Raw genomic sequence first — 25,755 nt, forward strand, 5'->3', positions numbered from 1 at the left:
TCCGCGAATTTGCCGCCACGTGCGGCAAGGGCAAGTCGACCGGAGCGCCGCCTCGATGCGGCCGGGTGGTCACTCGCTTGGAGAAGCACTATGAACCTGAAGATCAGTGGACATCATCTCGAAGTCACGCCTGCAATTCGCGAATACGTGATCACCAAGCTGGACAGGGTGCTACGCCATAGCGATCAGGTGATCGATGGCACTGTGATCCTCTCGGTCGACAACCACAAGGAAAAGGACAAGCAGCAGCGCGCGGAAATCAATCTGCACCTGAAGGGCAAGGACATCTTCGTCGAAAGCGCAAACGGCAACCTCTACGCTGCGATCGATCTGCTGATCGACAAGCTGGACCGCCAGGTCGTCAAGCACATGGAGCGTCTGCAGACCCATGCGCACGACCCGATCAAGCTGCAGCCGTCGATCGACCAGATCGAACTGCCGCCGCAATAACGTTCACCGCAACACCCACGCCGCCCGGTTCGCCGGGCGTTTTTTTTGAGTCCGAGCGGCAGTGGTGCGACCGGTCCGTCCATGCCGCGCCACGCACGCGGCTGTGCTCTATAATGTCCCGGTTATCGCCGGGGGGCGTTGAATGCGGTAGCTGCGTTGCAGGTTGCCGATGCCAAACGCCTTGATATCGCCGAACATGGAAAATCAGTCTGCCGCCGCAAGGAGACCCCAGGCCGCCCTATCGCCTGCCAACATGAATCGCCTAGCCAAAATCCTGCCCATAGAGAACGTCGTCATCGACCTCTCCGTCACCAGCAAGAAACGCGTCTTCGAACAAGCCGGGCTGATGTTCGAGAATCAGAACGGCGTCGCCCGCAGCACCGTCACGGACAACCTGTTCGCGCGCGAGCGCCTCGGCTCGACCGGGCTCGGCGAAGGCGTCGCGATTCCGCACGGGCGCATCAAGGGGCTCAAGCACCCGCTCGCCGCATTCGTGCGGCTCGCCGACGCGATCCCGTTCGAAGCGCCCGACGGCCAGCCGGTCGGCCTCCTGATTTTCCTGCTCGTCCCCGAGCAAGCTACCCAACAGCACCTCGAGATCCTGTCGGAAATCGCGCAACTGCTATCCGATCGCGACGCGCGCGAGCGTCTGCACAACGAAACAGATCTCGCCGAGTTGCATCGCGTGCTCACTCAGTGGCAACCTTGAGTTGATCCGGGCGGAATATTTTCCCGAACGAGGCGGCACGCGCCGCCGTCCAGGGCCGCCCGGCGCCGGTCCGGCATGGCGACGCCCGTCGCCGCGCACATGCACCGGCTCATTGGAGTGACGAAAGTCATGGATACGTCCAGCATCAACGCCCAGAGCATCTTCGACGACAACGCGGCCACGCTGAAACTGAGCTGGCTCACGGGGCATGAAGGCTGGGAGCGCGGTTTTTCGTCCGACACCGTCGCCAACGCGACGTCGAGCGCCGACCTCGTCGGCCACTTGAACCTGATCCACCCGAACCGGATCCAGGTGCTCGGCGAAGCCGAAATCGACTACTACCAGCGGCAGACCGACGAAGACCGCTCGCGCCACATGGCCGAGCTGATCGCACTCGAACCGCCGTTTCTCGTCGTCGCCGGCGGCGCCGCCGCGCCGCCCGAACTCGTGCTGCGCTGTACGCGCTCGTCCACGCCGCTGTTCACGACGCCGATGTCGGCCGCCGCGGTGATCGACAGCCTGCGGCTCTACATGTCGCGCATCCTCGCCCCGCGCGCGACGCTGCACGGCGTGTTCCTCGACATCCTCGGGATGGGCGTGCTGCTCACCGGCGACTCCGGGCTCGGCAAGAGCGAACTCGGCCTCGAACTCATCAGCCGCGGCCACGGCCTCGTCGCCGACGACGCCGTCGACTTCGTCCGACTTGGCCCCGATTTCGTCGAAGGCCGCTGCCCGCCGCTGCTGCAGAACCTGCTCGAAGTGCGCGGCCTCGGCCTGCTCGACATCAAGACGATCTTCGGTGAAACCGCCGTGCGCCGGAAAATGAAGCTGAAGCTGATCGTCCAGCTCGTGCGCCGCCCGGACGGCGAATTCCAGCGGCTGCCGCTGGAAAGCCAGACGGTCGACGTGCTCGGCTTGCCGATCAGCAAGGTCACGATCCAGGTGGCGGCCGGCCGCAACCTCGCGGTGCTGGTCGAGGCGGCCGTGCGGAACACGATCCTGCAGTTGCGCGGCATCGACACGTTGCGCGATTTCATGGATCGGCAACGGCTCGCGATGCAGGATCCCGACAGTCAGTTCCCCGGCAAGCTCGTGTAACCACCCCGCGCCGGCCTCGCAGCGCCGACGCGTCGAGCCGGTGCTATGATGAAACGTCAGGATTCTCAGCTTCCCATGCGTATCGTCCTCATCACCGGCATCTCCGGCTCAGGCAAGTCCGTCGCGCTGAATGCGCTTGAAGACGCAGGCTACTACTGCGTCGACAACCTGCCGCCGCACGTGCTCCCCGAACTCGCCCGCTACCTGGCCGATGGCGGCCAGCATCGGCTCGCGGTCGCAATCGATGCGCGCTCGAGCGCGTCGCTCGACGAATTGCCCGGCCTGATCCGCTCGCTGTCGCTCGAGCACGATGTCCGCGTGCTGTTCCTCAACGCGAGCACGCAGGCGCTGATCCAGCGCTTCTCCGAAACGCGCCGACGCCACCCGCTGTCCGGTTCGCCGTCGCACGACGCGAACATCGGGCTGCTGTCGTCGCTCGAGGAAGCGATCGAGCGCGAGCGCGACCTGGTCGCGCCGCTCGCCGAATTCGGTCACCAGATCGATACGAGCACCCTGCGCGCGAACGTGCTGCGCACGTGGGTCAAGCGCTTCATCGAGCAGAAGAACAACGACCTGATGGTGATGTTCGAGTCATTCGGCTTCAAGCGCGGCGTGCCGCTCGATGCCGACCTGATGTTCGACGTGCGCGCGCTGCCGAATCCGTACTACGACCATGAGCTGCGCCCGCTCACCGGGCTGGACCAGCCGGTCATCGCCTTTCTCGACGCATTGCCGATCGTCCACCAGATGATCGACGACATCCATGCGTTCCTGATGAAATGGCTGCCGCACTTTCGCGAAGACAACCGCAGCTACCTGACCGTCGCCATCGGCTGCACGGGCGGTCAGCATCGCTCGGTGTTCATCGCGGAAACGCTCGCCGCGCGCCTCGCGCACGATGCGAACGTGATCGTGCGGCATCGTGACGCGCCAGTGGATGTCGACGCGTCGTCGCGGCTCGTCACCGAGGTCGACCGACCTTAGCGACACCGCCCTCTTCCCGGCGCGCCATGTCCACCCTATCGACCACCCTGATCGACCTGCCGCTGTTTCCGCTGCACACGGTGCTGTTTCCCGGTGGCTGGCTGCCGCTCAAGGTGTTCGAGGCGCGCTATCTCGACATGTCGCGCGCATGCCTGCGCGACGACGCACCGTTCGGCGTGTGCCTGCTCAAGAGCGGCCCCGAAGTCGCGCAGGACGGCGCCGTGTCGGTGCCCGAGACCATCGGCTGCATGGCGCGCATCACCGAGTGCGATACCGGCGAATTCGGGATGCTGTACCTGGAGGCGATCGGCACGCAGCGTTTCGAGCTGCTGTCGTATCGCGTCGAAGGCAACGGGCTGCTGGTCGGGATCGCCGAGCCGCTGCCCGACGACATCCCGCTCGAAGGCGAGCAGGCGCTCGCGCAATTCGGCTCGTGCGCCGAGGTGCTCGAGCGCATCATCGAAGCGCTGAAGAAATCCGAACCTGGCAAGCTGCCGTTCGCCGAACCATTCCGCCTCGACGATCCGAGCTGGGTGGCGAACCGCCTCGCGGAACTGCTGCCGCTCGACCTGCGCGCGCGGCAGAAGCTGATGGAGTTTCCGGATGTCGGCGCGCGGATCGATGCCGTGCACCACGTGCTCGACCGGCACGGATGGCTGTAGGCATCGCGGCCACCCGGTCGCGTCTGAGCATCTGAGCATCTGAGCATCTGAGCATCTGAGCATCTGAGCATCTGAGCGTCTGAGCGTTGCAGCGCTGCCGCTGCCGCCCGTCGCCGAACGGATGGATGCCCTGCGGCGACCGGGCGCCTGCCCGAGCGCGCCCCCTTCCCCTTTCGTTACAGCAGCGGCCCGCTCAGCGCGTCGAGCAGCTTGCGCACCGGCGCCGGCACGCCGTAAGCAGCGAGCCCGCTCAGCGGCACCCACGCCGTCTCGGCATCCTGCGCGTGCGCGGCCGGCAGCCCGCCGTTCGTCATGTCGCTCAGCCGCGGCTCGATCTCGAGCCTGAAATGCGTGAACGTGTGCGTAAACGGTGCGAGCGGCACCGGGCCGCCGCCGCCGAAGCCGCGTGCGAGTGCCGCGAGCGCGGCATCGCCGTCCGCCTGCGGCAGGCACCACAGGCCGCCCCAGATGCCGGCGGGCGGACGCCGCTCGAGCAGCACGGCATCGCCGTCGCGCAGCACGAGCATCCAGGTCTTGCGCGTCGGCACGGCCTTCTTCGGCCGCGCGGCCGGCAGTTCGCGCTGCCGGCCCGTCGATTGCGCGACGCAGTCGCCCGCGAACGGACAGCGCGCGCAATCCGGCTTGCCGCGCACGCACAGCGTCGCGCCGAGATCCATCAGCCCCTGCGTATAGGCACTCACGTCGGCCTCGTTCGCGGCATCCGGCAGCAGCGATTCGGCAAGCGCCCACATGTCGTTCTCGACACGCTTCTCGCCCGGAAAGCCTTCGACGCCGAACACCCGCGCGAGCACGCGCTTCACGTTGCCGTCGAGGATCGTCGCGCGCGCACCGTACGCGAACGACGCGATCGCCGCGGCCGTCGAGCGGCCGATGCCCGGCAGTTCGGCGAGCGCGTCGGGTGTTGGCGGGAATACACCGCCATGCTCGGCGACGACGACCTGCGCGCAGCGGTGCAGGTTGCGTGCGCGCGAGTAGTAGCCGAGGCCGGCCCATAGCGCCATCACGTCGTCGGCCGGCGCGGCCGCGAGCGCGGCGACGTCGGGAAAGCGTTCGAGAAAGCGCAGGTAGTACGGGATGACCGTCGATACCTGCGTCTGCTGCAGCATGATTTCCGACAGCCAGATCCGGTACGGATCGCGGGTGTTCTGCCACGGCAGGTCGTGGCGGCCGTGCGTGCGCTGCCATGCGATCAGGCGCGTGGCGAACGTGCGGTGCAGCGGCGTGACGGGGAACGGTGCGGGAGCAATGCGGGGCGGCTTCAAGTGTTCGAATCTTCGGAAAAAGGTTTCAACGGGGCTCAACGCTGGCAGGTCGGGCAGAAATAGGTCGAGCGCTGGCCCTGCACGATCTGGCGGATCGGCGTGCCGCATACGCGGCAAGGCAGCCCCGCACGGTCGTAGACGAAGCAGTCGAGCTGGAAATAGCCGCTTTCGCCGTTGCTGCCGACAAAGTCGCGCAATGTGCTGCCGCCGCGCTCGATCGCGTCGGCGAGCGTCGCGCGCACCGCGTCGGCCAGTCGCTCGTAGCGCGGCAGCGAGACCTTGCCGGCGGCGGTCGTCGGCCGGATACCGGCGCGAAACAGGCTCTCCGACGCATAGATGTTGCCGACGCCGACGACCATGTCGCCCGCGAGCAGCGCCTGCTTGACCGACACCGTGCGCCCGCGCGTGCGCGCGTGCAGCAGCGCGCCGGTGAATGCCGGCGAGAACGGCTCGACGCCGAGGCTCGCGAGCAGCGGATGCGCGTGCACGTCGCCCGCTTCGCGCGGGTGCCACAACACGGCGCCGAAGCGGCGCGGATCGCGAAAGCGCAGCACGAACTCGTCGAAGATCCAGTCGATGTGGTCGTGTTTCGCGGCGACCGGCACGCCGGCCGAGGGCAGCACGCGCAGCGTGCCCGTCATCCCGAGATGCACGATGAACCAGCCCGCGTCGACCTCGAACAGCAGGTACTTGCCGCGACGCGCGACGGCGAGCACCTCGCGCGCGCGCAATTGCTCCGCGAGCCCCGCCGGCACGGGCCAGCGCAGCATCGCGGTACGGACGTCGACACGCTCGACGCGGCGGCCCGCGACAAAGGGCTCGATGCCCCGGCGCGTGACTTCGACTTCTGGCAACTCTGGCATGTTTTGCGGGTCTGAAACGGCATTCACGATCGTGCGTGTATTGTAGCGAGCGCGTTACAATCGGTTGAAACATCGAACGGATTTCCATGACTCTGCCCTCGAAGCTGCTTCTGAAGCGCCCCGCCGCCGAGCACGGCGCGCGCGTCTTCCCGGTCCGCCGTGCGCTCGGCGCCGCGCTGTTCGCCGCCTGGACCCTCACCGCCTTCCCGGCTCACGCGCAGGATCCGGCATCGGACGACGCGCAGCCGCAGGGCGCGTTCGAGCACGTGATGGCGGACGAGCAGAAGAATCTCCCCGGCGTCCCGCTGACGAGCCAGATCGTCTACCAGGTGCTGGCCGCCGAAGTCGCGCTCCAGCGCAACCAGCCGGCGCCCGCCTACCAGACCTACCTCGCCCTCGCCCGCGACACGCGCGATCCGCGCATGGCGCAGCGTGCGACCGAGATCGCACTCGGCGCGCAAAGCCCGGCGGATGCGCTCTCCGCGGCCAATCTGTGGCGCCAGTACGCGCCCGATTCGAATCGCGCATCGCAAGTCGACGCCGCGCTGCTGGTGCTCGCCGGCAAGCCGGCCGACGCGCAGCCGATGCTCGCGCGCGAGCTGGCCCGCGCGACCGGCGAAACGCGCGGCCCTGCGATTCTCGCGCTGCAGGCGCTGCTGGTGCGCGGCTCGGACCGCGTCGGCGGCCTCGCGGTGCTGAAGGACATGCTGAAGAACGACATGAACCGCCCCGAGGCGCAGCTCGCGATCGCGCGGCAGCAACTGGCGGTCGACGACAAGGAAGGCGCGGCGCGCTCGCTGAAGCAGGCGCTGCAGCTCCGTCCCGATTACCTGCCGGCGGCGCTGATGCTGTCGCAGATGGGCCCCGCGGAGCGCGCGGCCGGCATCGCGTCGTTCGAGAAATATGTTCAGCAGAATCCGAAGTCGCGCGACGGGCGGCTCGCGCTGTCGCAGCTCTATCTCGCCGACGACCGCCTCGACGACGCGCAGAAGCAGTTCGAGACGATGCGCAAGCTCGACTCGAAGGACCCGACGCCGCTGATGGCGCTCGCGCTGATCAGGATCCAGCAGAAGAAGCTCGACGACGCGAGCGCGTACCTGAAACAGTACGTGCAGCTCGGCGACAAGCAGTCGAACCTCGACGTCGGCCAGGGCTACATCTACCTCGCGCAGATCTCGATCGAGCAGGGCAACGACGCGCAGGCGTCGCAATGGCTCGACAAGGTCGACCAGACGAGCCAGCACTACCTGCCGGCGCAGATCACGCGCGCGCAGCTGCTGCAGAAACAAGGCAAGACCGACGCGGCCCGCAAGGTGCTCGACGATCTGCCGATCAGCGATCCGCGCGATGCGGCCGTGGTCGCGCGCACCGACGCGTCGATCCTGTTCACCGCGAAGCGCTATCCGGAAGCCGAGGCACGGCTCGGCCAGGCGGTCCAGGACTTCCCGGACGATCCCGACCTGCGCTACGACTACGCGATGGCGGCCGAAAAGACCGGCCACTACGCGACGATGGAAAAGCAGCTGCGCGAGTTGATCCGCACGCAGCCCGACAACCCGCAGGCGTACAACGCGCTCGGCTATTCGCTGGCCGATCGCAATCAGCGCCTGCCGGAGGCCAGCAAGCTGATCGACAAGGCCCTGTCGCTCGCGCCGAACGACGCGTACATCATGGACAGCCTCGGCTGGGTGAAGTACCGGATGGGCGACACGACCGGCGCGGCCAAGGTGCTGCAGCGCGCGTTCGAGTTGCAGCCGAACGCCGAGATCGGCGCGCACCTCGGTGAAGTGCTGTGGAAAAGCGGCGCGCAGGACGACGCGCGTATCGCATGGCGCGCCGCGCAGAAGCTCGAGCCCGACAACGACACGCTCGTGCAGACGCTGAAGCGCCTGCAGATCAACGGCCTCTGATGCGGATGTTCCCGATGCTTTCCCTGTCTTCCCGCGCGCTGCGCACGCTGGCCGCGGCCGGCGCGGCGCTCGCGCTCGCCGGCTGCGCAAGCACGCCGCCGTCGGCGAACGCGCCGGCCGGCGCCGCGTTGCAGACGGCCGCGACGCACGCATACCATGGCCGCTTCGCGGTGCAGTACAACGACCGTCTCGGCAGGCAGCAAAACGTGTACGGCAACTTCGACTGGCTCGAGCACGGCGACGACGTGTCGCTCGAGCTGCGCAGCCCGCTCGGCCAGACGCTCGCAATCGTGAAATCGACGCCGCAGACCGCAACGCTCGAACTGCCGAACCGCCAGCCGCAGTACGCGACCGACGTCGGCGAGCTGATGCAGAACACGCTCGGCTTCTCGCTGCCGCTGGCCGGCCTGCGCTACTGGCTGCTGCCGACGCCCGCGCCCGCGACGCCCGCGCAGACGGTGCGCGACCCGGCCGACACGACGCACGTGAAGCAGATTCGCCAGGACGGCTGGACGATCGACTACCTCGCCTACGCGGACGCACCGGCCACCGGCGTCAAACGCGTGAACCTCGTGCGCGCGACGCCGCCGCTCGACATCAAGCTCGTGCTCGACCAGTAAGCACGTGAACCTAGCCCCGACATACGCATGACCGATTCGACCCGCTCGCTGCGCAACTGCCTTGCGCCCGCGAAACTCAACCTGTTCCTGCACATCACCGGCCGTCGCCCGAACGGCTATCACGATCTGCAAAGCGTGTTCCAGTTGCTGAACTGGGGCGACACGCTGCACTTCACGCTGCGCGACGACGGTCGCGTCGCACGCGTCACCGACGTGCCGGGCGTGCCCGAGGAAAGCGATCTCGTCGTGCGCGCGGCCAACCTGCTGAAAACGCATACGGGCACCACGGCCGGCGTCGACATCGAGATCGACAAGTGCCTGCCGATGGGCGCGGGCCTCGGCGGCGGCAGCTCCGACGCGGCGACGACGCTGCTCGCGCTGAACCGCCTGTGGCAGCTCGACCTGTCGCGAGCCGAACTGCAATCGCTCGCGGTGAAACTCGGCGCCGACGTCCCGTTTTTTGTTTTTGGAAAAAATGCGTTCGCAGAGGGTATCGGAGAAGAATTAGCTGAGGTAGAATTGCCGACTCGCTGGTTCCTGGTTGTGACGCCGCGAGTTCATGTCCCCACCGCTGAAATTTTTTCAGATGAGTTGTTGACAAGAAATACGAAGCCAGTCACAATTGCTGACTTTCTTGCACAGCAAAACAGCGATGCGGGATGGCCAGACAGTTTCGGCCGGAACGATATGCAGCAAGTTGTGACAAGTAAGTACGCGGAAGTTGCGCAGGTGGTCAAATGGTTGTATAATGTGACCCCCGCGAGGATGACCGGCTCCGGAGCAAGCGTGTTTGCAGCGTTTCAAAGCAAGCACGAGGCAGAAGCGGCGAAAGCCCAGCTGCCCACCGGTTGGAACGGTGCAGTTGCCGAGAGCCTGAACGAGCATCCGCTCTTCGCTTTCGCGTCATGAAGTTTTGCTTTGCCGGATGGCCTACAAGTCCGGTGAAGTTATCAGTTAAGTGTAGGGGAGTCGCCAAGTTGGTCAAGGCACCGGATTTTGATTCCGGCATGCGAGGGTTCGAGTCCTTCCTCCCCTGCCAAAAATTTTCCCGCATTTCCCGCCCAAGCCTGAAGCAGGTGCACGATGAGCAGCCACAGCCTTGATGGCCTGATGGTCTTTACTGGCAACGCGAATCCCGCGCTCGCACAGGAAGTCGTCAATATCCTTGGAATCCCCCTCGGCAAAGCAATGGTCAGCCGTTTCTCCGACGGCGAGATTCAAGTCGAGATCCAGGAAAACGTGCGCGGCAAGGACGTCTTCGTCCTGCAATCCACGTGCGCGCCGACGAACGACAACCTGATGGAACTGATGATCATGGTCGACGCGCTCAAGCGCGCGTCCGCCGGCCGGATCACCGCAGCCATCCCCTACTTCGGCTATGCCCGCCAGGACCGTCGCCCGCGCTCGGCGCGCGTCGCGATCTCGGCGAAGGTCATCGCGAACATGCTGGAAATCGCCGGCGTCGAGCGGATCATCACGATGGATCTGCACGCCGACCAGATTCAAGGCTTCTTCGACATCCCGGTCGACAACATCTACGCAACGCCGATCCTGCTGGGTGACCTGCGCAAGCAGAACTACGCGGATCTGCTCGTCGTGTCGCCGGACGTCGGCGGCGTGGTCCGCGCCCGGGCACTCGCGAAGCAGCTCAACTGCGATCTCGCGATCATCGACAAGCGTCGTCCCAAGGCGAACGTCGCCGAAGTGATGAACATCATCGGTGAAGTCGAAGGCCGCACCTGCGTGATCATGGACGACATGGTCGACACCGCCGGCACGCTCTGCAAGGCCGCGCAAGTCCTGAAGAATCGCGGTGCGAAGCAGGTGTTCGCGTACGCGACGCACCCGGTTCTGTCGGGTGGCGCCGCCGAGCGTATCGCCGCATCGGAACTCGACGAGCTGGTCGTCACCGATACGATCCCGCTGTCGGCCGAATCGCTGGCCTGCTCGAAGATCCGCTCGCTGACGAGCGCGAGCCTGCTGGCAGAAACGTTCTCGCGAATCCGTCGCGGCGACTCGGTGATGTCGCTGTTCGCGGAATCCTGATCGCGTAACGACCAAAAAAGCATGCGCGGAAAGCGAAGCGGCAACGCTTCGCTTTTTGCACAATCGGACGGGATAGACGAAACCCCGCCCGTTTCATCAGGGGCCGCCATTTCGCAGGCCCCGTTTTACTGCCTGGTCGCGGGCAGCTAATGGAGAATCACATGAAAGTCGTCGCTTTCGAGCGCCAAGAGCAAGGTACGGGTGCGAGCCGCCGCCTGCGCAACGCTGGTAAGACCACGGGTATCGTCTACGGTGGCGAAGCAGCCCCGCAAAAGATCGAACTCGATCACAACGCGCTGTGGCACGCACTGAAGAAGGAAGCCTTCCACTCGTCGATCCTCGATCTCGAAGTGGCCGGCCAGTCGCAACAGGTTCTGCTGCGCGACGTGCAATACCACCCGTTCAAGCAACTCGTGCTGCACGTTGACTTCCAGCGCGTCGACGCGAAGAAGAAGCTGCACACGAAGGTGCCGCTGCACTTCCTGAACGCTGAAGTCAGCCCGGCAGTGAAGCTGTCGAGCGCAGTCGTCTCGCACGTCGCGACGGAAATCGAAATCGAGTGCCTGCCGTCGGCACTGCCGGAATTCCTCGAAGTCGACCTGTCGAAGATCGAAGCAGGTCAGTCGCTGCACGCGAAGGACATCGCTCTGCCGAAGGGCGTGGCGCTGGTCGCGCACATCGACGCGGAAAACCCGGTTGTCGCATCGGCGACGATCCCGGCTGGCGCCGTGTCGGACGCAGCAGGCGAAGGCGAAACGCCGGCTGCCTAAGGGCTGCCCACGCGCTGCCCACGCGCTGCCCTCGCGCCCGTTCGATCCGTTTCACGAAACGGTCGACGCAACCCGCCGCGGCTCGCCCGGCGGGTTTTTCTTTTTCTGCGCCCAGGCGGCGCTGCCGCCTACGAAACGTCATGATCAAACTGATCGTCGGCCTCGGCAATCCCGGGGCGGAATACACCGCGACGCGCCACAACGCCGGCTTCTGGCTGGTCGACCAGCTCGCCCGCGAAGCCGGCGCGACGCTGCGCGACGAGCGCCGCTTCCACGGCTTCTACGCGAAAGCGCGCCTGCACGGCGAGGAAGTCCACCTGCTCGAGCCGCAAACCTACATGAACCGCTCCGGCCAGTCGGTCGTCGCGGTCGCGAGTTTCTTCAAGATCCTGCCCGACCAGATTCTCGTCGCACACGACGAGCTCGATCTGCCGCCCGGCACCGTGAAGCTGAAGCTCGGCGGCGGCAGCGGCGGCCACAACGGCCTGAAGGACATCTCCGCGCACCTGTCGTCGCAGCAGTACTGGCGGCTGCGCATCGGCATCGGCCATCCGCGCGACCTGATCCCGGAAGGCGCGCGTGCCGGCGCGAAGCCCGACGTCGCGAACTTCGTGCTGAAGCCGCCGCGCCGCGAGGAGCAGGACGTGATCGACGCATCGATCGAGCGCGCGCTCGCCGTGATGCCGATGGTCGTCAAGGGTGAGCTCGACCGCGCGACGATGCAGCTGCATCGCAACTGAAGCCGCCCCGGCAGGGTGCAACGTGCCGTCCGGCGGCGCCGGGCGACCTCTCGGCGCCGTGCCATTGCGCACCGCGACGCCCACATGCGGTAATCTGGTCGTTTTTGCCCGTCAGGAGCCAAGCGGTGAGCCGTTACTGGAGCGACGTCGTTCAGCAACTCGTGCCTTACGTGCCGGGCGAACAGCCCGCACTCGCACACCCCGTCAAGCTGAACACCAACGAGAATCCCTATCCGCCTTCGCCGCGCGTCGTCGCGGCGATCGCACGCGAACTCGGCGACACCGGCGACACGCTGCGCCGCTATCCCGATCCGCTCGCGCGCGCACTGCGCGAGACGGTCGCGGCCCATCACCGCATCAAGCCCGAACAGGTCTTCGTCGGCAACGGCTCCGATGAAGTGCTCGCGCATGCATTCCAGGCACTGCTCAAGCATGAGCGGCCGCTGCGCTTTCCCGACATTTCGTACAGCTTCTATCCGACCTACGCGCGCCTGTACGGCGTCGAGACCACGGTCGTGCCGCTCGCGGACGACTTCTCGATCCGTGTCGAAGATTACCTCGACGACGCGGGCGGAGTGCTGTTTCCGAACCCGAACGCGCCGACCGGGCGCGCGCTGCCGCTCGCGGACATCGAACGGATCGCGGCCGCGAACCCGTCGTCGGTCGTGCTGATCGACGAAGCGTATGTCGATTTCGGCGCGCAATCCGCGATCACGCTGATCGACCGCTATCCGAACCTGCTCGTCGTGCATACGACGTCGAAGGCGCGCTCGCTCGCGGGCATGCGCGTCGGTTTCGCGTTCGGCGATGCGGCGCTGATCGACGCGCTCAATCGCGTGAAGGACAGCTTCAACTCCTATCCGCTCGACCGGCTCGCGCAGGCCGCCGCCCGGGCGGCATACGAAGACACCGATTATTTCAACGCGACCTGCCGGCGTGTGATCGACACGCGTGCGCGCCTCACGCAAGCACTCGAGGCGCTCGGCTTCGACGTCGTGCCGTCGGCCGCGAATTTCGTGTTCGCGCGCCATCCCGCGCACGATGCGGGCGCGATCGCGGCAAAGCTGAAGGATCGGGAAATTTTCGTGCGGCACTTCCGCGCGCCGCGCATCGACCAGCACTTGCGCATCACCGTCGGCACCGACGCGGAATGCGACGCGCTCGTCGCGGCGCTGCGCGAGCTGATCGGCTGAAGCACAAGCGGGAAGCGAAACCGGCGCCGAGAGGCGCCGGTCGAGGAAATCGTGACGTCGTGACGCACGCGTCACGACGGAGTCACTGCGCGTCGTCGCCCTTCGCGGCGGTCAACGCGTGATACTTCTCCATCAACTGCGCGTGCGATTCGTCATGCTGCGGATCGCGCGGAATGCATTCGACCGGACACACCTGCTGGCACTGCGGTTCGTCGAAATGGCCGACGCACTCGGTGCACTTGTTCGGGTCGATCACGTAGATATCCGGGCCCATCGAAATCGCGCCGTTCGGGCACTCGGGCTCGCACACGTCGCAATTGATGCACTCGTCGGTAATCATCAAGGACATACTGCCACCAACTTTTCTATAAAAAACAATGCATTATAGCTGTTCAGCCTTCCGCACGGTCGTGCAAAATTCTCCCAAAGTCCGTGTGCCGCTGAGTTGCAAAAACGTTAGAAATTGTGCGGCGCGCAAAGTCCAAACAGCATACCCACCCGCGAGTAGTAAGACGGTTTCAGCACAATTGTGATGTCGGCCGCCCGCGTGCGGGAACGACGCCAGTTGATGGGCCCTGAAATCTAGAGCGATCCACTCAACTCCGCAGCCACTTGTCATTGAACCGCTCACGGAAGGGCTCAATTATTTCTTCAAAGCGTGTGAAGCCCTCTTCGCGCATCTGACGCGCAAACGAAACACTCCTCTCTGTTCCAGTCACTGCAGCCCAGAAAAAATGGACGATGCCAGCTGCATCGCGACTGCTCATACGCGTCAACGTCATGCGAATGCCTGCTTTGAGCTTCGAAGAGGCCCGGTCAGAATCAAGGATCGGATTGAACACCATCTCGTTTAGATAAGCGAGGACTTCGGCCTTCTTCTGCTCGTTTCTTGAGATTTGCATGTCTTTCACCTCGGTTGGCGACTTCTCCCTTACTACAGACGCTTATAGATTGCCTTGTTGCTGCTCGTTCGGCCCATGTGCGATCTGCGGAGTGCTGCCTTCAACGGCGTTGCGAGCCAATCAGAGAATCGTATACCGTTCCTCACCCTGCGCAAAAGGAGTAGTCTCATCTGAAGATGAGACGCGCGCCAATTGCTGTCGGTCGGACCCACGACGGTCAACAGTGCTCATTCTGATCGAGCAAGTGGGCGGGGCTCCGAGCACCGAATGGACAAGCTAGGCTCTTGACTGAGGATTGAGCCAGCGCCCGAACCGCGCGATTTCGATGGGCCACGCTATCTGTCTGATCTAAGTGCACTTTGCCAGGCCAATCAAGTCCTCGGCGGGAGTTCGGCAACATGCAGCGTACGTCGCTGCACCCAGGTCGAAACGACACGCCGCTACAAAATGAAAAACCATCCCGATTGAATTGTCGCGCTGATGCTATGGTCTACAACAGCGCCAAAGCGGCCGTAGGCGGTAGCGCTGTACGTTAAACTGCAATCCGTCCCTGTCTTATTGCACCGACGCCAACCCATGACCGATCAGACACACGCCGACCGGACTGAGCCTCTCGCGCAATATTCCGTGTTTCCAATCCGAAGAGCGGAAGGCGTGAAATTCTCTGGCACCGTTACCGACGGGAAATACCAGCACGTCAAGTTCAAGCACGTGTCGGCCGCAAAAGTGCACTTTAAAAACTGCGACTTTTCCTTTTGCGAATTCGAGGACGCGTATTTCCGCGACGCTACTTTCGAGGACTGCGATTTCAGGGCGATTAAATGTAGCCGGTCGAACTTCCGCGGAACCGCATTTTCCCAGTGCAGGTTCGACTATGCACAGTTTTTCGAGACCCACGTGGAAGCGAAGGAGCTTATCGCGAGTGCGCCCGCGCGTCCGAACTTGCGAAGGGACTTTATGACTGCAGCTCGCGTAAATGCCGAGAGTCTCGGCGACGTCCGCGCAACGCGGCTGATCGTTCGTGAGGAATTGAGGGCGGAGCGGCAGTTCCATCTAGAAGCGGCGATCGGGAAAACGCAGTGGTATGTTGACAAATACACGTCGTGGGAACGGGTCGGTCACCTTCTGCGGTCTGTTTGGTTGACCTGCGACTGGTGGTTTTGGGGCCACGGCGAACATCCATGGCGCTTTGTTCGCTCAATGCTCGTTACCGTGTCTGTGCTCGGATTGCTTGTTTTCCTCCTTGACTCGGGTGTCGACTTAGCGCAGCCGCTGGGTCGAAATCTGCATCAGGCGTGGCGCGGAATTCTTGTGGCGACTTATATCTTTATCGACGCGCCGGTCAAATTCGATGAAAAGGTTCCAGACGTGCTCGCCGTTGCGATCGCGACATTTCGCTATGTCTCCCTGGGCCTTTTCACTAACATGATTTTTCGCTTTCTTTCGCACCGATGAGCTTACTGACAGCCTATGTGCGAGAAATTCGCCTCTTTGGTTCTCACGCTCGTGGCGATGACGGAGCAGCCAGTGACCTAGATGTTCTATACGTCGTCGATACTTCGCGAGTAGGCGATCGATCGCAGGCGGACACCCGGATTTCCGACCTGCTCCAGGGGAACAAAAGTGATATTTCGCTCTACAGCGAGCGGCGGCTGCGCGAAATGTTTGAAACCGGACATCTTTTCGCTTGGCACTTGTACATCGAATCCAAGCCTGTGTGGTCTGACGGCGCCGGAAGTTTCGTCGAATCGCTCGGCAGGCCCGCACGTTATGTCGGCGCAAGAAAAGACATAATTGAACTGTTGGAAATCGCGAGCGAGGCTGCGACTTCGCTGCGAAACCTAGGGTCGACCATCATCTACGAGTGTGGCATCTTGTATGTCTGCTGCCGGAACGTCGCCTTGATAGCGTCGACACGGGCAAATGACGCTCCGATTTTCGGGCCGCAGTCTCCCATGCAGGTCACTATCCCTAGCATTCCGTTCCCGCTGAACGACGACGAATATATGCTAATCATCGCCGCTCGCCACTCAGTCACCCGCGGTGCTCCAGCTCCCGACCTTGATCGAATACGTGCCAATGACATTGGGGAACGAGCGCTACGCTGGATTCGGTCTGTTGCAGCATGGACATTGGACGAATGCAATGAAACTGTCTTTTAAAGAGAAGGTTCGATTCGAACGCAGCATTTTGCGGGACGTCAATCAAGCGCGGGCATGGCCGGCACCGTTGCTTGGTCTCTCAGAATCGGCAATAGCCCTCTGGGCGTCCAACGTCGGACTAGCAAGAGACGATCCGCTCCGGGTGTGCTTGCAAGAGATATCAATCCGGTGTCGCATCGAATCTGACAAGAGTCGTGAAGTCTTTGAAGACGGCTACCTGCGGGACTCCATGACCCTTGAGCGAGCCAGAACTGCACTTCAGAAAGTTATCGGCGAACACTGTGCCTAGGCGATCGTGCGCGGGTACCTAAGAGAACTTTACAACCAACGCGGTCATACAGCCACCGGTGACGCACGTCGACTTATGTTGCGTCACAAAACGTGCCATAACAGATGTAGTATTTGAGCATCATGTCCAGGTAAGGGGATGCAATGGGAAAGCAGCCGCCAAAGGCCGATCAAAACGGAAAGATGAAGGTTCGAATCATCGAATTCGAACTGGAAGGCAGCGACGCGTCGCTGCAGGAAAGCCTCAAGAGCATCACCGCTGCACTTTCCCGGCCGCCAGTTGTCGCCGCTCCGCGAATGCAGCAACGCCTCGGCACGACAAGAAGCATTGCTGAGGTCGTAATGGATGAGTCTAGTGAGCCGTCAGAGGACCTTGGCCAGGTCGAAGAAATCGAACACGAAGAAGAGCACACTGGTTCTGCTCCTGCCGCGCCCAAAAAGCAGAGAAAGCCGCCGAAGATGGCAGCGCCGAGCCTTGTGGACATCAGATTTGATGACGAGCAGCCTACTTTCGCAGAATTCGTCGAGCAAAAGGAGCCGAAGAGCGATATGCAGAAGTACCTCTGCGCAGCGTTCTGGCTAAAGACTTACAAGACTGTCAACGAGGTCAGCATCGACCACATGTACACCGCATATAAGGTAATGGGTTGGGCGCTGCCGACGAACCCCGTCCAGCCGATGAGAGAGCTTGCGGCGACTCGTGACAAGCGCTTCAGCAAAGGGGCTGAGAAAGGTCACTACGCCATCAACCACGTCGGCGAGGGCTTCGTGACAACCAAGATGGGCAACGGTCAGTGAGCGATCTTCTGGAGTTCGTAAGTCGAATTAACGGCTTTGGTGGGAAGAGCTTCACAGATAAGGTTGAAATCTTTGGCTGGTATTTGCACGAGAACGGTGGAAAGCCGAAGTTCGGCCCCACCGATCTATTGAGGTGCTTTGAGGTGGCCCATGAATCGAAGCCGAGCAACATCCACTCCATCGTACATCGGTTATCTACGGATCGTCCTGCCCGCTTGCTGAAGGATGGGCAGGGTTACCGACTATCCGCAGCGGTACGTGAACAGGTTGGCAAGCTCGTCAATCGCAAAACGAACACGGCGGTGAATGCGTTACTGACTGGCTTGCTGTCGTCTGTCACGAATAAAGATCAACAGACTTTCCTCGACGAAACGATTGTGTGCTGCAACGGCAAGGCCCATCGCGCCGCAATCGTGATGGGCTGGAATTTGGCGTACTCACACTTGTGCGACCGGATCTTCGACGCTCACTTGGTAGCCTTCAATGCAAATAGAACGAAGATCCATCCGAAACTACCGGAGATCGTTAAGCGCACCGACTTCCAGGAGTATGGTGAGCGACAAGTGATCGACGTCTGCCGGACCGCCTCCATCGTCGACAAGTCAATATACAAGATACTTCAAGAACGACTAGACCGGAGAAACATGGCCGCGCATCCATCTGCAGTGGTCTTCACTTCAGCTCAAGCCGAAGACTTAATCACTGATCTCGTGAACAACGTTTTGTTGAACTCAAGACTATGAATTGGTGGCTCACAGTCCCCTCTTGGATCGTGGCGCTTTATTTCGGCATCGGCTTTGTTGCGAAGGCTGGCTTTCCGCCGAAGGCAGATCTTCTTATCGGTGATGCGCTTTTTGTCGGCCTTACCATTTTTTTTCTTTTTCTGCCCTTTTTTAGCAAAATCAAGATTGGCTCACTAATCGAGTTAGAGCTAGAAATCAAGAAGGCGAAAGAGGAAACCGCTGCCGTGAAGGAAGAGCTCCGCGAGTTCAAGAACGAAGTTCGCAATACTGTTTCGGTTATCAGCACAAACGCAATCAGTCAGCACATCAACGTGCACCTACCAGGCGCTGATGAGCTCAGGCGACAGCAGGAGAAGGTTGAGAAAAATTTGAAGGCCCCCGGCAGACAGCGAGCCGACGATGTGGAGGCGGAACTGCAGTCGGACGATGTCACGTATGCGCTCGCCAAGGTCCGAATCGATATTGAGCGCCTCCTTCGCACCATCCTTGGCCGTCGGATTGATTCATCGGATGGCGGCACCTCTAAGCTGGAACAACGTAGGTTTCAATCTATCGACAAGATGTTCGATATGCTGGTTGGCGAGGACGACACGCTGGCCTACTTGCGAACACCGTTGCGGAACGTCCTTGCGGTCTGCAATGCCGCGATGCACGCGCAAACAGTCAATCCTGAACAGGCTAGCGAGGCACTCAAGCTCGGCGCGCAAATCATCGCTGCCCTCAAGGACTATCCATGCGGCAAAGACTTTGCACCAGCGCAAGCCTTTTGATCACCCGAGTCTCGCAGCACGATCAAGCTCGCGCGTCGCTGATTGCCGGCAACTGTCGGTTCGACCGACAATTCGCCCCGTAGCTCGGCAGAAGAGTCGCCTTGCGTTTCTCTGATTTTGCTCGCTCATCGCCAGTGTTTGTGCTCCTGGGCTCGGCTTCGCAACGAATCGCCGAAACGACCACAATGCCGTCGGTAATCGGGTGCCGGACCCGCAGACCCGATGCCCTACACACTACAAAGCCGATATGCGCACGATGAAAAACATCGAACGAGTCTTCTACACACGCGACGAGGTCAAGCAGATTACCGGTGCTTACCAGCACATCTTCGGGCCGATCGGCGCCGAACTGCGCGACTATTGGGACCTCGACCGGAGGCGAGATTGGGGCTGTTTAACGACCGATTTTCACAGCGCCTCCTTCGAGCAATACGAAGAAGCGAGCAAACGCGCCATCGAAATTGAGACCACCGTTTCTGATCCCGTGCAGCGGGGCCTCGCTCTCCGAGAGGTCACTAGAAAAACTGGCGTTGGGCTCAGTCTTGGCGTGTGCCCGTGGACAGATCATGGGCTGTTCCAGACCTACGGGCAGAGCAGGCATCAACAGCGATTGACCATTATCCTTGGGCATGACTGGTATCCCATTGTCCCCCGACGGGCCAAAAGGCCGCACCCCGTCGACGTGCCTCTGTCGCGCTATGCCGGTTTACGTGGCCTCACGAAGTACATCAACGTCGGCGCGGTGCCGGCGGCGATCATGAACAAGTCAGATGTGTTGCTGTTCTTGAACTTCAAGCCGGATTTTCGGCCGCCCAACGAACCGGTAAAAGGCGCCTTCGAGCCGTACGACCGTTGCGCCCAAGGTTTCAACGCGCTTGTCGAGGCGGCAAGCCGCGAATTTAAGGTTCAAGTCATCAGCTGGGGATCAAACGTCTGGCAACTGCTCTGCAAGCAGGTGATGGAGAGGGGCAAGCCCCTTGGCGTTTGCGTTCACGCACGCACGAAGGAGGGGTTCGGCCGTCCGCTCGAACTACACTGTGGCCAACGCACCGTGCCCTATCTCCCGCTCGCGCACCCCTGCGACAGACGCAACTTCAACGAATATCACGCTGCCCATGCGCATGAAGGCTTCCTCAAGATGGGACTTGGTGGGAAGGGTAGCGTGACGGGAGTTCTCTAGCAGCCGGCCGGCGCTGATCGGCAGGGCGTGAACCGATCAACGCGGAGCGCGATTACCAAACAGCCCGCGCGTTTGCGCTCACATACCAAACGCAAATCGAAACAATCCATGTAGATGTGAAAAATAGCGAATAAGTATGTCGAGCTCGTACGCCCTCTGAAAAAACCTGTCAGGAAATTTCAATTATTAAAGACGAGCCATTCAGGGCTCCTTTCTTAGACTCATTGCACCAATACGTTGGACGCGATCATTAGGACGTAGTCGCAGAGCTGTATAGCGACATGTATTCAAAATCCCAAACGCAAAAGAACAGGCGCATATTAGGGTCGCCTACATACTTGCCGACACGGCGCTTAACACCTACGACACTGTTTCGGACAAGGCCCTTGATTACCTTTGCCGAGCGTGCTTGACGGGCGGATGGGCCATCAAGTCGACTGTTGAACCTTCAGTCATCAAAAGAGCGCGCACCGCCACGATTCGAGAGGCTGCGAACAAGCGGCACGAGCAAGGCAAGATCTGCGCGAACATGGGAAAAACGACTTATACTGTACCGAAAATCCATTTCGACTTATTTTTACTTGCTGACAGCCATTGCGTCGGCGTTGCCGCTTTTATGCCGGAGTTGCGGTTGAGTTGCAAGAGGGTAATTTCTGGCAATTGAAAAAGCTAGAAAGCCTTTATAGGCGATGCGCTCAAAATTATTCAGGATAACAAATTGATGCACTCGTCGGTAATCATCAAGGACATACTGATCTCACTTCTTCAGGCCAGCGGCCGGCTTCGCAATGAAACCGGCCGGCGCCGCATCACGCGGCCGGGCCTCCCATCGCGGCGACTTTCTCGGTCAACCACTTCTCGACGGACGGGAACACGAATTTGCTGACATCGCCGCCCAACTGCGCGATTTCGCGCACGATCGTCCCCGAGATGAACTGGTATTGATCGGACGGCGTCATGAACATCGTTTCAACGTCGGGCAGCAGATAGCGGTTCATCCCCGCCATCTGGAACTCATACTCGAAATCGGACACGGCGCGCAGGCCGCGCACGATCACGCGCGCGTTGTTGGTGCGGACAAAGTCCTTCAGCAGGCCCTTGAACCCCATCACCTTCACGTTCGGATAATGGCCGAGCACCTCGTTCGCAATCTTCAGACGTTCTTCCAGCGAGAAGAACGGCTTCTTCGCGCGGCTGTCGGCCACACCGACCACCAGCGTATCAAAAATGCTCGACGCACGCCGCACGAGGTCTTCGTGCCCGCGCGTCAGCGGATCGAACGTACCGGGATACACGGCGACTACCATGTCGCTCCTCCTGTCATCACGCAAACGGGGTGGCAGCCGTGCGATGCGCACGCCACTGCCGAGATGGGCACGCGTCGCCTGTCCGGCGCGCCGCCTCGTATGGAACGCGCATTATTCATCATTTTCGCGCTGCAGCAAATGGTAGTGAACCGCACCGGCCTTGCCGTGCTTAACCACCTGCCAGCCGGCGAGCGCTTCGTGCGCGGCCGGGTCGAGCTCCGCCCCCGTCTCGACGTAGAGCAGGCCGTCCGGCGCGACGAGCGGCGCCGCCAGCGCGATCACGCGATCGAGCACGGCCGCCTCGCCGAACGGCGGATCGAGGAACACGACGTCGAACGCGCCCGGGGTCAGCCCGGCCGCGAGCCGCAGCGCGTCGGCTTCCGCGACCTCGACCGCGCGCGCGCCGAGCTTGTCCTTGATTGCGCGCAGCTGCTGCGCCGCGCGCGGATGGCGCTCGACCATCACGACGCTCGCCGCGCCGCGCGACGCGGCCTCGAACCCGAGCGCGCCGGTGCCTGCGAACAGGTCGAGGCAGCGCCGGCCGTCGAGATCCTGGCCGAGCCAGTTGAACAGCGTCTCGCGCACGCGATCGGGCGTCGGCCGCAGGCCGTCGAGATCGAGCACGGCAAGCGGCGTGCGTTTCCAGTCACCGCCGATGATGCGGATCGTGTGCGGCTTGCCGCGGCTGGCGGGGGCCGCCGGGCGGCCGGAAGAGGAACGGGACATACGGAATATCGACGACGGAGGGACCGGGTGCGCACGGGGGCGCACCGCCAAACAGGCGCACGTTACCACAGCGGCGGCACCGGCTGACGCGAGTGCCTCGCCGCACTGATAAAATGCACGGTTTCGGCCGCCGTGCGCACGCCCGACAGCCCCTGCCGCGCGCCGACCCGCGCCCCGCCCTCTTCCCGACGTCAGACCATGTTCAGCTTCTTCAAACGATTCAAGAAAACGCAGGAGTCCGACTCCACGGAATCGCAATCGGCCGACGCGCTGCAACCGGACGAGCCGTCCGACGCGCCCGCCGCCGATGCCCGTCCGGCGATCGAAGCCCCGCCAGCCCCCGCGCAACCGCAACCGGCCGCGCCGGCCGTCGTGATGACGGTCACGCCGACCAACGACGGCAGCGACGACGTCGTCGAAGCGGTCGAGATCGTGCCGCCGCCGACGCAGGACGCATCCGCGAAGAAATCGTGGCTCACCCGCCTGAAAACGGGGCTCGCGAAGACGGGTTCGAGCATTACCGGCGTGTTCGTCAACACGAAGATCGACGAGGATCTGTACGAAGAACTCGAAGCCGCGCTGCTGATGTCCGACGCCGGTGTCGATGCGACAGAGTACCTGCTCGGTGCGCTGCGCGAGAAAGTGAAAACGGGCCGGCTGACCGATCCGCAGCAGGTGAAGAGCGCGCTGCACGACCTGCTCGTCGAACTGCTGAAGCCGCTCGAGAAATCGCTGATGCTCGGCCGCGCGCAGCCGCTCGTGATGATGATCACGGGCGTGAACGGCGCGGGCAAGACCACCAGCATCGGCAAGCTCGCGAAGCATCTGCAGAGCTTCGACCAGTCGGTGCTGCTGGCCGCGGGCGACACGTTCCGCGCGGCCGCGCGCGAACAGCTGGCGGTCTGGGGCGAGCGCAACAACGTGACGGTCGTCCAGCAGGAAAGCGGCGACCCGGCCGCGGTGATCTTCGACGCGGTCAGCGCCGCGCGCGCGCGCAAGATCGACGTGATGATGGCCGACACGGCCGGCCGCCTGCCGACGCAGCTGCACCTGATGGAAGAGTTGAAGAAGGTGAAGCGCGTGATCTCGAAGGCGCACGACGGCGCGCCGCACGAGGTGCTGCTCGTGATCGACGCGAACACCGGCCAGAACGCGCTCACGCAGGTGAAGGCCTTCGACGATGCGCTCGGCCTCACGGGCCTGATCGTCACGAAGCTCGACGGCACCGCCAAGGGCGGGATTCTCGCCGCGATCGCGCGGCAGCGCCCGGTGCCCGTCTACTTCATCGGCGTCGGCGAAAAGGTCGAGGACCTGCAGCCGTTCAACGCCGTGGAATTCGCGGACGCGCTATTCGACTGAACACTGCCGGCCGCATCGCACGGGGCGCCTTCGGGCGCCCTTTTTCATGCGCGCCGGAAAGCGCCAGCCGAGGCATCGCTCGATGTCGCTCGGCGTTCATTCGGCGTCGGGCTGCACGCCGGGCTCGGCGGCCTTGAACGCGTCGAGCGTCGACGCGTAATCGGCCACCCGCTGGATCGTCGGGAAGCGCGTCGTGTCGATCGAGAAACGGTTCGCGTTGAACACCTGCGGCACGATGCAGATATCGGCGAGCGTCGGCGTGTCGCCGAAGCAAAGCTTGCCGGTGCGCGGATCGTTCGCGAGGCGCGTCTCGAGCGACGCGAAACCCGCCTCGATCCAGTGCCGGTACCATTCGTTCTTCGCTTCGTCGGGCACCTTCAGCGTGTGCTTCAGGTACTTGAGCACGCGCAGGTTGTTCAGCGGATGGATCTCGCACGCGACCTGCAGCGCGATCGCCCGCACATACGCGCGGTCGCCCGGCTGCTTCGGCAGCAACGCGGGTTCGGGATGCGTTTCCTCGAGATATTCGATGATCGCGAGCGATTGCTGCAGCGTGGCATCGCCGTCGATCAGCGTCGGCACGACGGCATCCGGATTCACCGCGCGGTACGCGTCCTTCAGTTGCTCGCCGCCGTCGCGCAGCATGTGCACGGGGACGGTTTCGTACGGCAGCTGCTTCAGGTTCAGGGCAATCCGCACGCGGTACGACGCGGAACTGCGGAAATAGCTGTAGAGCTTCATGGGATGTCTCTCGTAGTCGTATTCGGCCGGCAACGTGATGCGCAGGGCACCGCCGGGAAACCCGAGTTTAGCGCGCCGCGCGGTGCCGACGCGCGCGGCCGCGCGCTTGGGCCAGCCGCGCCCATGCGATACTCGGGGCATTCCTTACCGCTCACAGCGCGGCCCGATGCCGACCGCCCGCCCCACGCCGATGACCGCTCCCCACGACTCCGCAGCCTCGCCGTTCCCTTGCGCCCGCTTCATCAAGGAAATCGGTCGCGGCCCGAACGGCGCACGCGCGCTGTCCGCCGAAGACACGTTCGAGCTCTATCGCGCGATGCTCGATGGCCGCGTGTCGGACGTCGAGCTCGGCGCGATCCTGATCGCCTATCGCCTGAAGGGTGAAAGCGCCGATGAGCTGGCCGCGATGCTCGCCGCCGCGCAGGCGTCGTTCGAACCCGTGCACGTGCAGGATGCCGCGTTCCGCCCGGTGTCGATTCCGAGCTACAACGGCGCGCGCAAGCAGCCGAACCTGGTGCCGCTGCTCGCGCTGCTGCTCGCGCGCGAAGGCGTGCCGGTGCTCGTGCACGGCGTCGAGCGCGATCCGGGCCGCGTGACGAGCGCGGAGATCTTCTCGGCGCTGTCGATCGCGCCGTCGACGTCGCACGACGCGATCGAGGACACGCTCGCCGAGCGCCGCGTCGCGTTCGCGCCGATCGATGCGCTGGCGCCGCGCATCGCGCGCCTGCTGTCGATGCGCCGCGTGCTCGGCGTGCGCAACTCCACGCATACGCTGGTGAAGATCCTGCAGCCGTTCGCGCCGGCCGGGCTGCGGCTCGTCAACTACACGCATCCGCCGTACCGCGAGAGCCTCGCGCAACTGTTCCGCGATCATCCGGACGCCGCGCTCGGCGGTGCGCTGCTCGCGCGCGGCACCGAAGGCGAAGCGGCGGCCGACACGCGGCGCCAGGTGCAGGTCGACTGGCTGCACGACGGCGTGTGCGACACGCTGATCGAGGCCGAGCGCTCGTCGACCGACGCGCCGCCCGTCACACTGCCCGAATCGCGCGACGCGGAGACGACGGCCGCCTGGACGGACGCCGTGCTGCGCGGCGAGATCCCCGTGCCCGACGCGCTTGCGCGGCAGGTCGCGACGATCGTGCGAATCGTCCGGACCGCACCGTGAACGGCGCCCCGGGTCGCCCCTTTCGCGCCGACCTTTGAACCGACCATTTGACACGCGCACGCATCCTGGCATAGAGTTGTCGCCATGCGTTCCTTTCCGAACACCCTCCGAATTACCTCCGGCCGCCTAGCGCGGTCGCTATCGCTACGACTAGCCTAAGGCTCTCGTAGCGCCGTGTGCTGTCCGCACGGTCCCTCCAGCAGTTCCTCGCAGCACCCTTCTCGCAGTTTTTACAACCCGAAGTCGTCAGCATTCGTCCGTCTATCCGTCGGTCGATTCGCGAAGA

General features: G+C 63.1%; 27 protein-coding genes and 1 tRNA gene. 21 read left to right on the plus strand and 7 right to left on the minus strand.

All coding sequences use genetic code 11. The features are described 5' to 3' along the window. Nucleotides 1-90: 90 nt before the first annotated feature. The 5 genes from hpf (at nt 91) to ACP26O_RS14350 (ending at nt 3,903) form a co-directional block, all read left to right on the plus strand. Nucleotides 91-450 (plus strand): ribosome hibernation-promoting factor, HPF/YfiA family, encoded by a 360-nt coding sequence (gene hpf / locus ACP26O_RS14330; protein ID WP_006477786.1) that lies wholly within the window; start codon nt 91-93, stop codon nt 448-450. A gap of 169 nt (nt 451-619) precedes the next feature. Continuing rightward, the gene (locus tag ACP26O_RS14335; RefSeq protein ID WP_011657966.1) at nt 620-1,159 is read left to right on the plus strand and encodes a PTS sugar transporter subunit IIA; all 540 of its coding nucleotides are present in this window, start codon (nt 620-622) and stop codon (nt 1,157-1,159) included. 129 nt (nt 1,160-1,288) lie between these two features. Further along, nucleotides 1,289-2,257 (plus strand): HPr(Ser) kinase/phosphatase, encoded by a 969-nt coding sequence (hprK, locus tag ACP26O_RS14340; protein ID WP_011657967.1) that lies wholly within the window; start codon nt 1,289-1,291, stop codon nt 2,255-2,257. Nucleotides 2,258-2,332: 75 nt separating this feature from the next. Beyond that, on the plus strand, nt 2,333-3,241 hold the full coding sequence (gene rapZ / locus ACP26O_RS14345) for an RNase adapter RapZ (RefSeq protein ID WP_041489859.1): 909 nt from the start codon (nt 2,333-2,335) through the stop codon (nt 3,239-3,241). 26 nt (nt 3,242-3,267) lie between these two features. Next, entirely contained in the window at nt 3,268-3,903 is a 636-nt protein-coding gene (locus tag ACP26O_RS14350) for an LON peptidase substrate-binding domain-containing protein (protein ID WP_175665596.1), read from the plus strand. 176 nt (nt 3,904-4,079) lie between these two features. Here the strand turns inward: ACP26O_RS14350 and mutY are convergent, their stop codons facing one another. Both mutY and mutM read right to left on the minus strand, forming a co-directional pair. After that, nucleotides 4,080-5,186: an A/G-specific adenine glycosylase gene (gene mutY / locus ACP26O_RS14355; protein ID WP_011657969.1), complete on the minus strand. Its 1,107-nt coding sequence runs from the start codon at nt 5,184-5,186 to the stop codon at nt 4,080-4,082. A 35-nt stretch (nt 5,187-5,221) separates the two neighbouring features. Continuing rightward, complete coding sequence (gene mutM / locus ACP26O_RS14360) at nt 5,222-6,049, minus strand: bifunctional DNA-formamidopyrimidine glycosylase/DNA-(apurinic or apyrimidinic site) lyase (RefSeq protein WP_175665597.1); 828 nt, start codon at nt 6,047-6,049, stop codon at nt 5,222-5,224. Nucleotides 6,050-6,135: 86 nt separating this feature from the next. Between mutM and ACP26O_RS14365 the strand changes: the two genes are divergently transcribed. From ACP26O_RS14365 to hisC, 8 genes are all read left to right on the plus strand, one after another. Further along, nucleotides 6,136-7,959 (plus strand): tetratricopeptide repeat protein, encoded by a 1,824-nt coding sequence (locus ACP26O_RS14365; RefSeq protein ID WP_126228530.1) that lies wholly within the window; start codon nt 6,136-6,138, stop codon nt 7,957-7,959. Next, the gene (gene lolB, locus ACP26O_RS14370) at nt 7,959-8,579 is read left to right on the plus strand and encodes a lipoprotein insertase outer membrane protein LolB (protein WP_175665598.1); all 621 of its coding nucleotides are present in this window, start codon (nt 7,959-7,961) and stop codon (nt 8,577-8,579) included. Before ACP26O_RS14365 ends, lolB begins: the two co-directional genes overlap by 1 nt. 27 nt (nt 8,580-8,606) lie before the next feature. Next, on the plus strand, nt 8,607-9,488 hold the full coding sequence (gene ispE, locus ACP26O_RS14375; RefSeq protein WP_126228532.1) for a 4-(cytidine 5'-diphospho)-2-C-methyl-D-erythritol kinase: 882 nt from the start codon (nt 8,607-8,609) through the stop codon (nt 9,486-9,488). Nucleotides 9,489-9,541: 53 nt separating this feature from the next. Further along, nucleotides 9,542-9,618, plus strand: a tRNA-Gln gene (locus ACP26O_RS14380). Nucleotides 9,619-9,662: 44 nt separating this feature from the next. Then, nucleotides 9,663-10,625: a ribose-phosphate pyrophosphokinase gene (locus ACP26O_RS14385; protein WP_006753281.1), complete on the plus strand. Its 963-nt coding sequence runs from the start codon at nt 9,663-9,665 to the stop codon at nt 10,623-10,625. A gap of 161 nt (nt 10,626-10,786) precedes the next feature. Beyond that, nucleotides 10,787-11,395 (plus strand): 50S ribosomal protein L25/general stress protein Ctc, encoded by a 609-nt coding sequence (locus tag ACP26O_RS14390; protein ID WP_006753282.1) that lies wholly within the window; start codon nt 10,787-10,789, stop codon nt 11,393-11,395. A 140-nt stretch (nt 11,396-11,535) separates the two neighbouring features. After that, on the plus strand, nt 11,536-12,135 hold the full coding sequence (gene pth, locus ACP26O_RS14395; protein ID WP_175665599.1) for an aminoacyl-tRNA hydrolase: 600 nt from the start codon (nt 11,536-11,538) through the stop codon (nt 12,133-12,135). 125 nt (nt 12,136-12,260) lie between these two features. Then, a complete protein-coding gene (gene hisC, locus ACP26O_RS14400) occupies nt 12,261-13,328 on the plus strand; it encodes a histidinol-phosphate transaminase (RefSeq protein WP_175665600.1) in 1,068 nt (355 codons plus the stop codon). A gap of 82 nt (nt 13,329-13,410) precedes the next feature. Here hisC and ACP26O_RS14405 read toward each other — a convergent pair whose 3' ends face one another. After that, entirely contained in the window at nt 13,411-13,677 is a 267-nt protein-coding gene (locus tag ACP26O_RS14405; protein WP_006760398.1) for a YfhL family 4Fe-4S dicluster ferredoxin, read from the minus strand. 247 nt (nt 13,678-13,924) lie between these two features. Beyond that, nucleotides 13,925-14,230: a hypothetical protein gene (locus ACP26O_RS14410; protein ID WP_175665601.1), complete on the minus strand. Its 306-nt coding sequence runs from the start codon at nt 14,228-14,230 to the stop codon at nt 13,925-13,927. A 576-nt stretch (nt 14,231-14,806) separates the two neighbouring features. Here ACP26O_RS14410 and ACP26O_RS14415 point away from each other — a divergent pair. The 6 genes from ACP26O_RS14415 (at nt 14,807) to ACP26O_RS14440 (ending at nt 20,171) form a co-directional block, all read left to right on the plus strand. Beyond that, entirely contained in the window at nt 14,807-15,685 is an 879-nt protein-coding gene (locus ACP26O_RS14415; RefSeq protein WP_175701428.1) for a pentapeptide repeat-containing protein, read from the plus strand. Beyond that, nucleotides 15,682-16,392: a nucleotidyltransferase domain-containing protein gene (locus tag ACP26O_RS14420; protein WP_175701427.1), complete on the plus strand. Its 711-nt coding sequence runs from the start codon at nt 15,682-15,684 to the stop codon at nt 16,390-16,392. Before ACP26O_RS14415 ends, ACP26O_RS14420 begins: the two co-directional genes overlap by 4 nt. 432 nt (nt 16,393-16,824) lie before the next feature. Continuing rightward, entirely contained in the window at nt 16,825-17,478 is a 654-nt protein-coding gene (locus ACP26O_RS14425; RefSeq protein WP_175701426.1) for a hypothetical protein, read from the plus strand. Further along, nucleotides 17,475-18,221 (plus strand): hypothetical protein, encoded by a 747-nt coding sequence (locus tag ACP26O_RS14430; protein ID WP_175701425.1) that lies wholly within the window; start codon nt 17,475-17,477, stop codon nt 18,219-18,221. Before ACP26O_RS14425 ends, ACP26O_RS14430 begins: the two co-directional genes overlap by 4 nt. Continuing rightward, the gene (locus ACP26O_RS14435; RefSeq protein ID WP_175701424.1) at nt 18,218-18,991 is read left to right on the plus strand and encodes a hypothetical protein; all 774 of its coding nucleotides are present in this window, start codon (nt 18,218-18,220) and stop codon (nt 18,989-18,991) included. The genes ACP26O_RS14430 and ACP26O_RS14435 overlap by 4 nt, the downstream gene beginning before the upstream one ends. A gap of 256 nt (nt 18,992-19,247) precedes the next feature. Beyond that, the gene (locus ACP26O_RS14440) at nt 19,248-20,171 is read left to right on the plus strand and encodes a hypothetical protein (RefSeq protein WP_175701423.1); all 924 of its coding nucleotides are present in this window, start codon (nt 19,248-19,250) and stop codon (nt 20,169-20,171) included. 809 nt (nt 20,172-20,980) lie between these two features. On the opposite strand, the gene coaD is transcribed toward ACP26O_RS14440, so the two are convergent. Continuing rightward, nucleotides 20,981-21,478: a pantetheine-phosphate adenylyltransferase gene (gene coaD / locus ACP26O_RS14445; protein WP_006398238.1), complete on the minus strand. Its 498-nt coding sequence runs from the start codon at nt 21,476-21,478 to the stop codon at nt 20,981-20,983. 111 nt (nt 21,479-21,589) lie between these two features. Next, nucleotides 21,590-22,204, minus strand: coding sequence for a 16S rRNA (guanine(966)-N(2))-methyltransferase RsmD (rsmD, locus tag ACP26O_RS14450; RefSeq protein ID WP_175665603.1), 615 nt, complete (start codon nt 22,202-22,204; stop codon nt 21,590-21,592). Nucleotides 22,205-22,402: 198 nt separating this feature from the next. On the opposite strand from rsmD, the gene ftsY reads away from it, so the two are divergent. Then, entirely contained in the window at nt 22,403-23,563 is a 1,161-nt protein-coding gene (gene ftsY, locus ACP26O_RS14455; RefSeq protein ID WP_175656266.1) for a signal recognition particle-docking protein FtsY, read from the plus strand. A gap of 96 nt (nt 23,564-23,659) precedes the next feature. Here ftsY and maiA read toward each other — a convergent pair whose 3' ends face one another. Beyond that, nucleotides 23,660-24,304 (minus strand): maleylacetoacetate isomerase, encoded by a 645-nt coding sequence (gene maiA, locus ACP26O_RS14460; RefSeq protein ID WP_175665604.1) that lies wholly within the window; start codon nt 24,302-24,304, stop codon nt 23,660-23,662. A gap of 190 nt (nt 24,305-24,494) precedes the next feature. Between maiA and ybiB the strand changes: the two genes are divergently transcribed. Further along, nucleotides 24,495-25,469, plus strand: coding sequence for a DNA-binding protein YbiB (gene ybiB / locus ACP26O_RS14465; protein WP_175665605.1), 975 nt, complete (start codon nt 24,495-24,497; stop codon nt 25,467-25,469). Nucleotides 25,470-25,755: the final 286 nt, after the last annotated feature.

Origin of the sequence: Burkholderia sp. R-40 (genome assembly GCF_049942845.1) — a bacterium.
Lineage (GTDB): Bacteria > Pseudomonadota > Gammaproteobacteria > Burkholderiales > Burkholderiaceae > Burkholderia > Burkholderia ambifaria.

Excerpts from the sequence above, each read along its gene's own strand:
- coaD (WP_006398238.1), bottom strand. The coding sequence starts at position 21,478 with ATGGTAGTCGCCGTGTATCCCGGTACGTTCGATCCGCTGACGCGCGGG.
- ACP26O_RS14365 (WP_126228530.1), top strand. The coding sequence starts at position 6,136 with ATGACTCTGCCCTCGAAGCTGCTTCTGAAGCGCCCCGCCGCCGAGCAC.
- ACP26O_RS14440 (WP_175701423.1), top strand. The coding sequence starts at position 19,248 with ATGAAAAACATCGAACGAGTCTTCTACACACGCGACGAGGTCAAGCAG.
- ispE (WP_126228532.1), top strand. The coding sequence starts at position 8,607 with ATGACCGATTCGACCCGCTCGCTGCGCAACTGCCTTGCGCCCGCGAAA.
- pth (WP_175665599.1), top strand. The coding sequence starts at position 11,536 with ATGATCAAACTGATCGTCGGCCTCGGCAATCCCGGGGCGGAATACACC.
- ACP26O_RS14405 (WP_006760398.1), bottom strand. The coding sequence starts at position 13,677 with ATGTCCTTGATGATTACCGACGAGTGCATCAATTGCGACGTGTGCGAG.
- ACP26O_RS14410 (WP_175665601.1), bottom strand. The coding sequence starts at position 14,230 with ATGCAAATCTCAAGAAACGAGCAGAAGAAGGCCGAAGTCCTCGCTTAT.
- ACP26O_RS14350 (WP_175665596.1), top strand. The coding sequence starts at position 3,268 with ATGTCCACCCTATCGACCACCCTGATCGACCTGCCGCTGTTTCCGCTG.
- ACP26O_RS14425 (WP_175701426.1), top strand. The coding sequence starts at position 16,825 with ATGGGAAAGCAGCCGCCAAAGGCCGATCAAAACGGAAAGATGAAGGTT.
- ACP26O_RS14435 (WP_175701424.1), top strand. The coding sequence starts at position 18,218 with ATGAATTGGTGGCTCACAGTCCCCTCTTGGATCGTGGCGCTTTATTTC.
- ybiB (WP_175665605.1), top strand. The coding sequence starts at position 24,495 with ATGACCGCTCCCCACGACTCCGCAGCCTCGCCGTTCCCTTGCGCCCGC.
- hprK (WP_011657967.1), top strand. The coding sequence starts at position 1,289 with ATGGATACGTCCAGCATCAACGCCCAGAGCATCTTCGACGACAACGCG.
- ACP26O_RS14335 (WP_011657966.1), top strand. The coding sequence starts at position 620 with ATGCCAAACGCCTTGATATCGCCGAACATGGAAAATCAGTCTGCCGCC.
- ACP26O_RS14385 (WP_006753281.1), top strand. The coding sequence starts at position 9,663 with ATGAGCAGCCACAGCCTTGATGGCCTGATGGTCTTTACTGGCAACGCG.
- mutM (WP_175665597.1), bottom strand. The coding sequence starts at position 6,049 with ATGCCAGAGTTGCCAGAAGTCGAAGTCACGCGCCGGGGCATCGAGCCC.
- hpf (WP_006477786.1), top strand. The coding sequence starts at position 91 with ATGAACCTGAAGATCAGTGGACATCATCTCGAAGTCACGCCTGCAATT.
- ACP26O_RS14390 (WP_006753282.1), top strand. The coding sequence starts at position 10,787 with ATGAAAGTCGTCGCTTTCGAGCGCCAAGAGCAAGGTACGGGTGCGAGC.
- lolB (WP_175665598.1), top strand. The coding sequence starts at position 7,959 with ATGCGGATGTTCCCGATGCTTTCCCTGTCTTCCCGCGCGCTGCGCACG.
- ftsY (WP_175656266.1), top strand. The coding sequence starts at position 22,403 with ATGTTCAGCTTCTTCAAACGATTCAAGAAAACGCAGGAGTCCGACTCC.
- rapZ (WP_041489859.1), top strand. The coding sequence starts at position 2,333 with ATGCGTATCGTCCTCATCACCGGCATCTCCGGCTCAGGCAAGTCCGTC.
- ACP26O_RS14415 (WP_175701428.1), top strand. The coding sequence starts at position 14,807 with ATGACCGATCAGACACACGCCGACCGGACTGAGCCTCTCGCGCAATAT.
- maiA (WP_175665604.1), bottom strand. The coding sequence starts at position 24,304 with ATGAAGCTCTACAGCTATTTCCGCAGTTCCGCGTCGTACCGCGTGCGG.
- ACP26O_RS14420 (WP_175701427.1), top strand. The coding sequence starts at position 15,682 with ATGAGCTTACTGACAGCCTATGTGCGAGAAATTCGCCTCTTTGGTTCT.
- rsmD (WP_175665603.1), bottom strand. The coding sequence starts at position 22,204 with ATGTCCCGTTCCTCTTCCGGCCGCCCGGCGGCCCCCGCCAGCCGCGGC.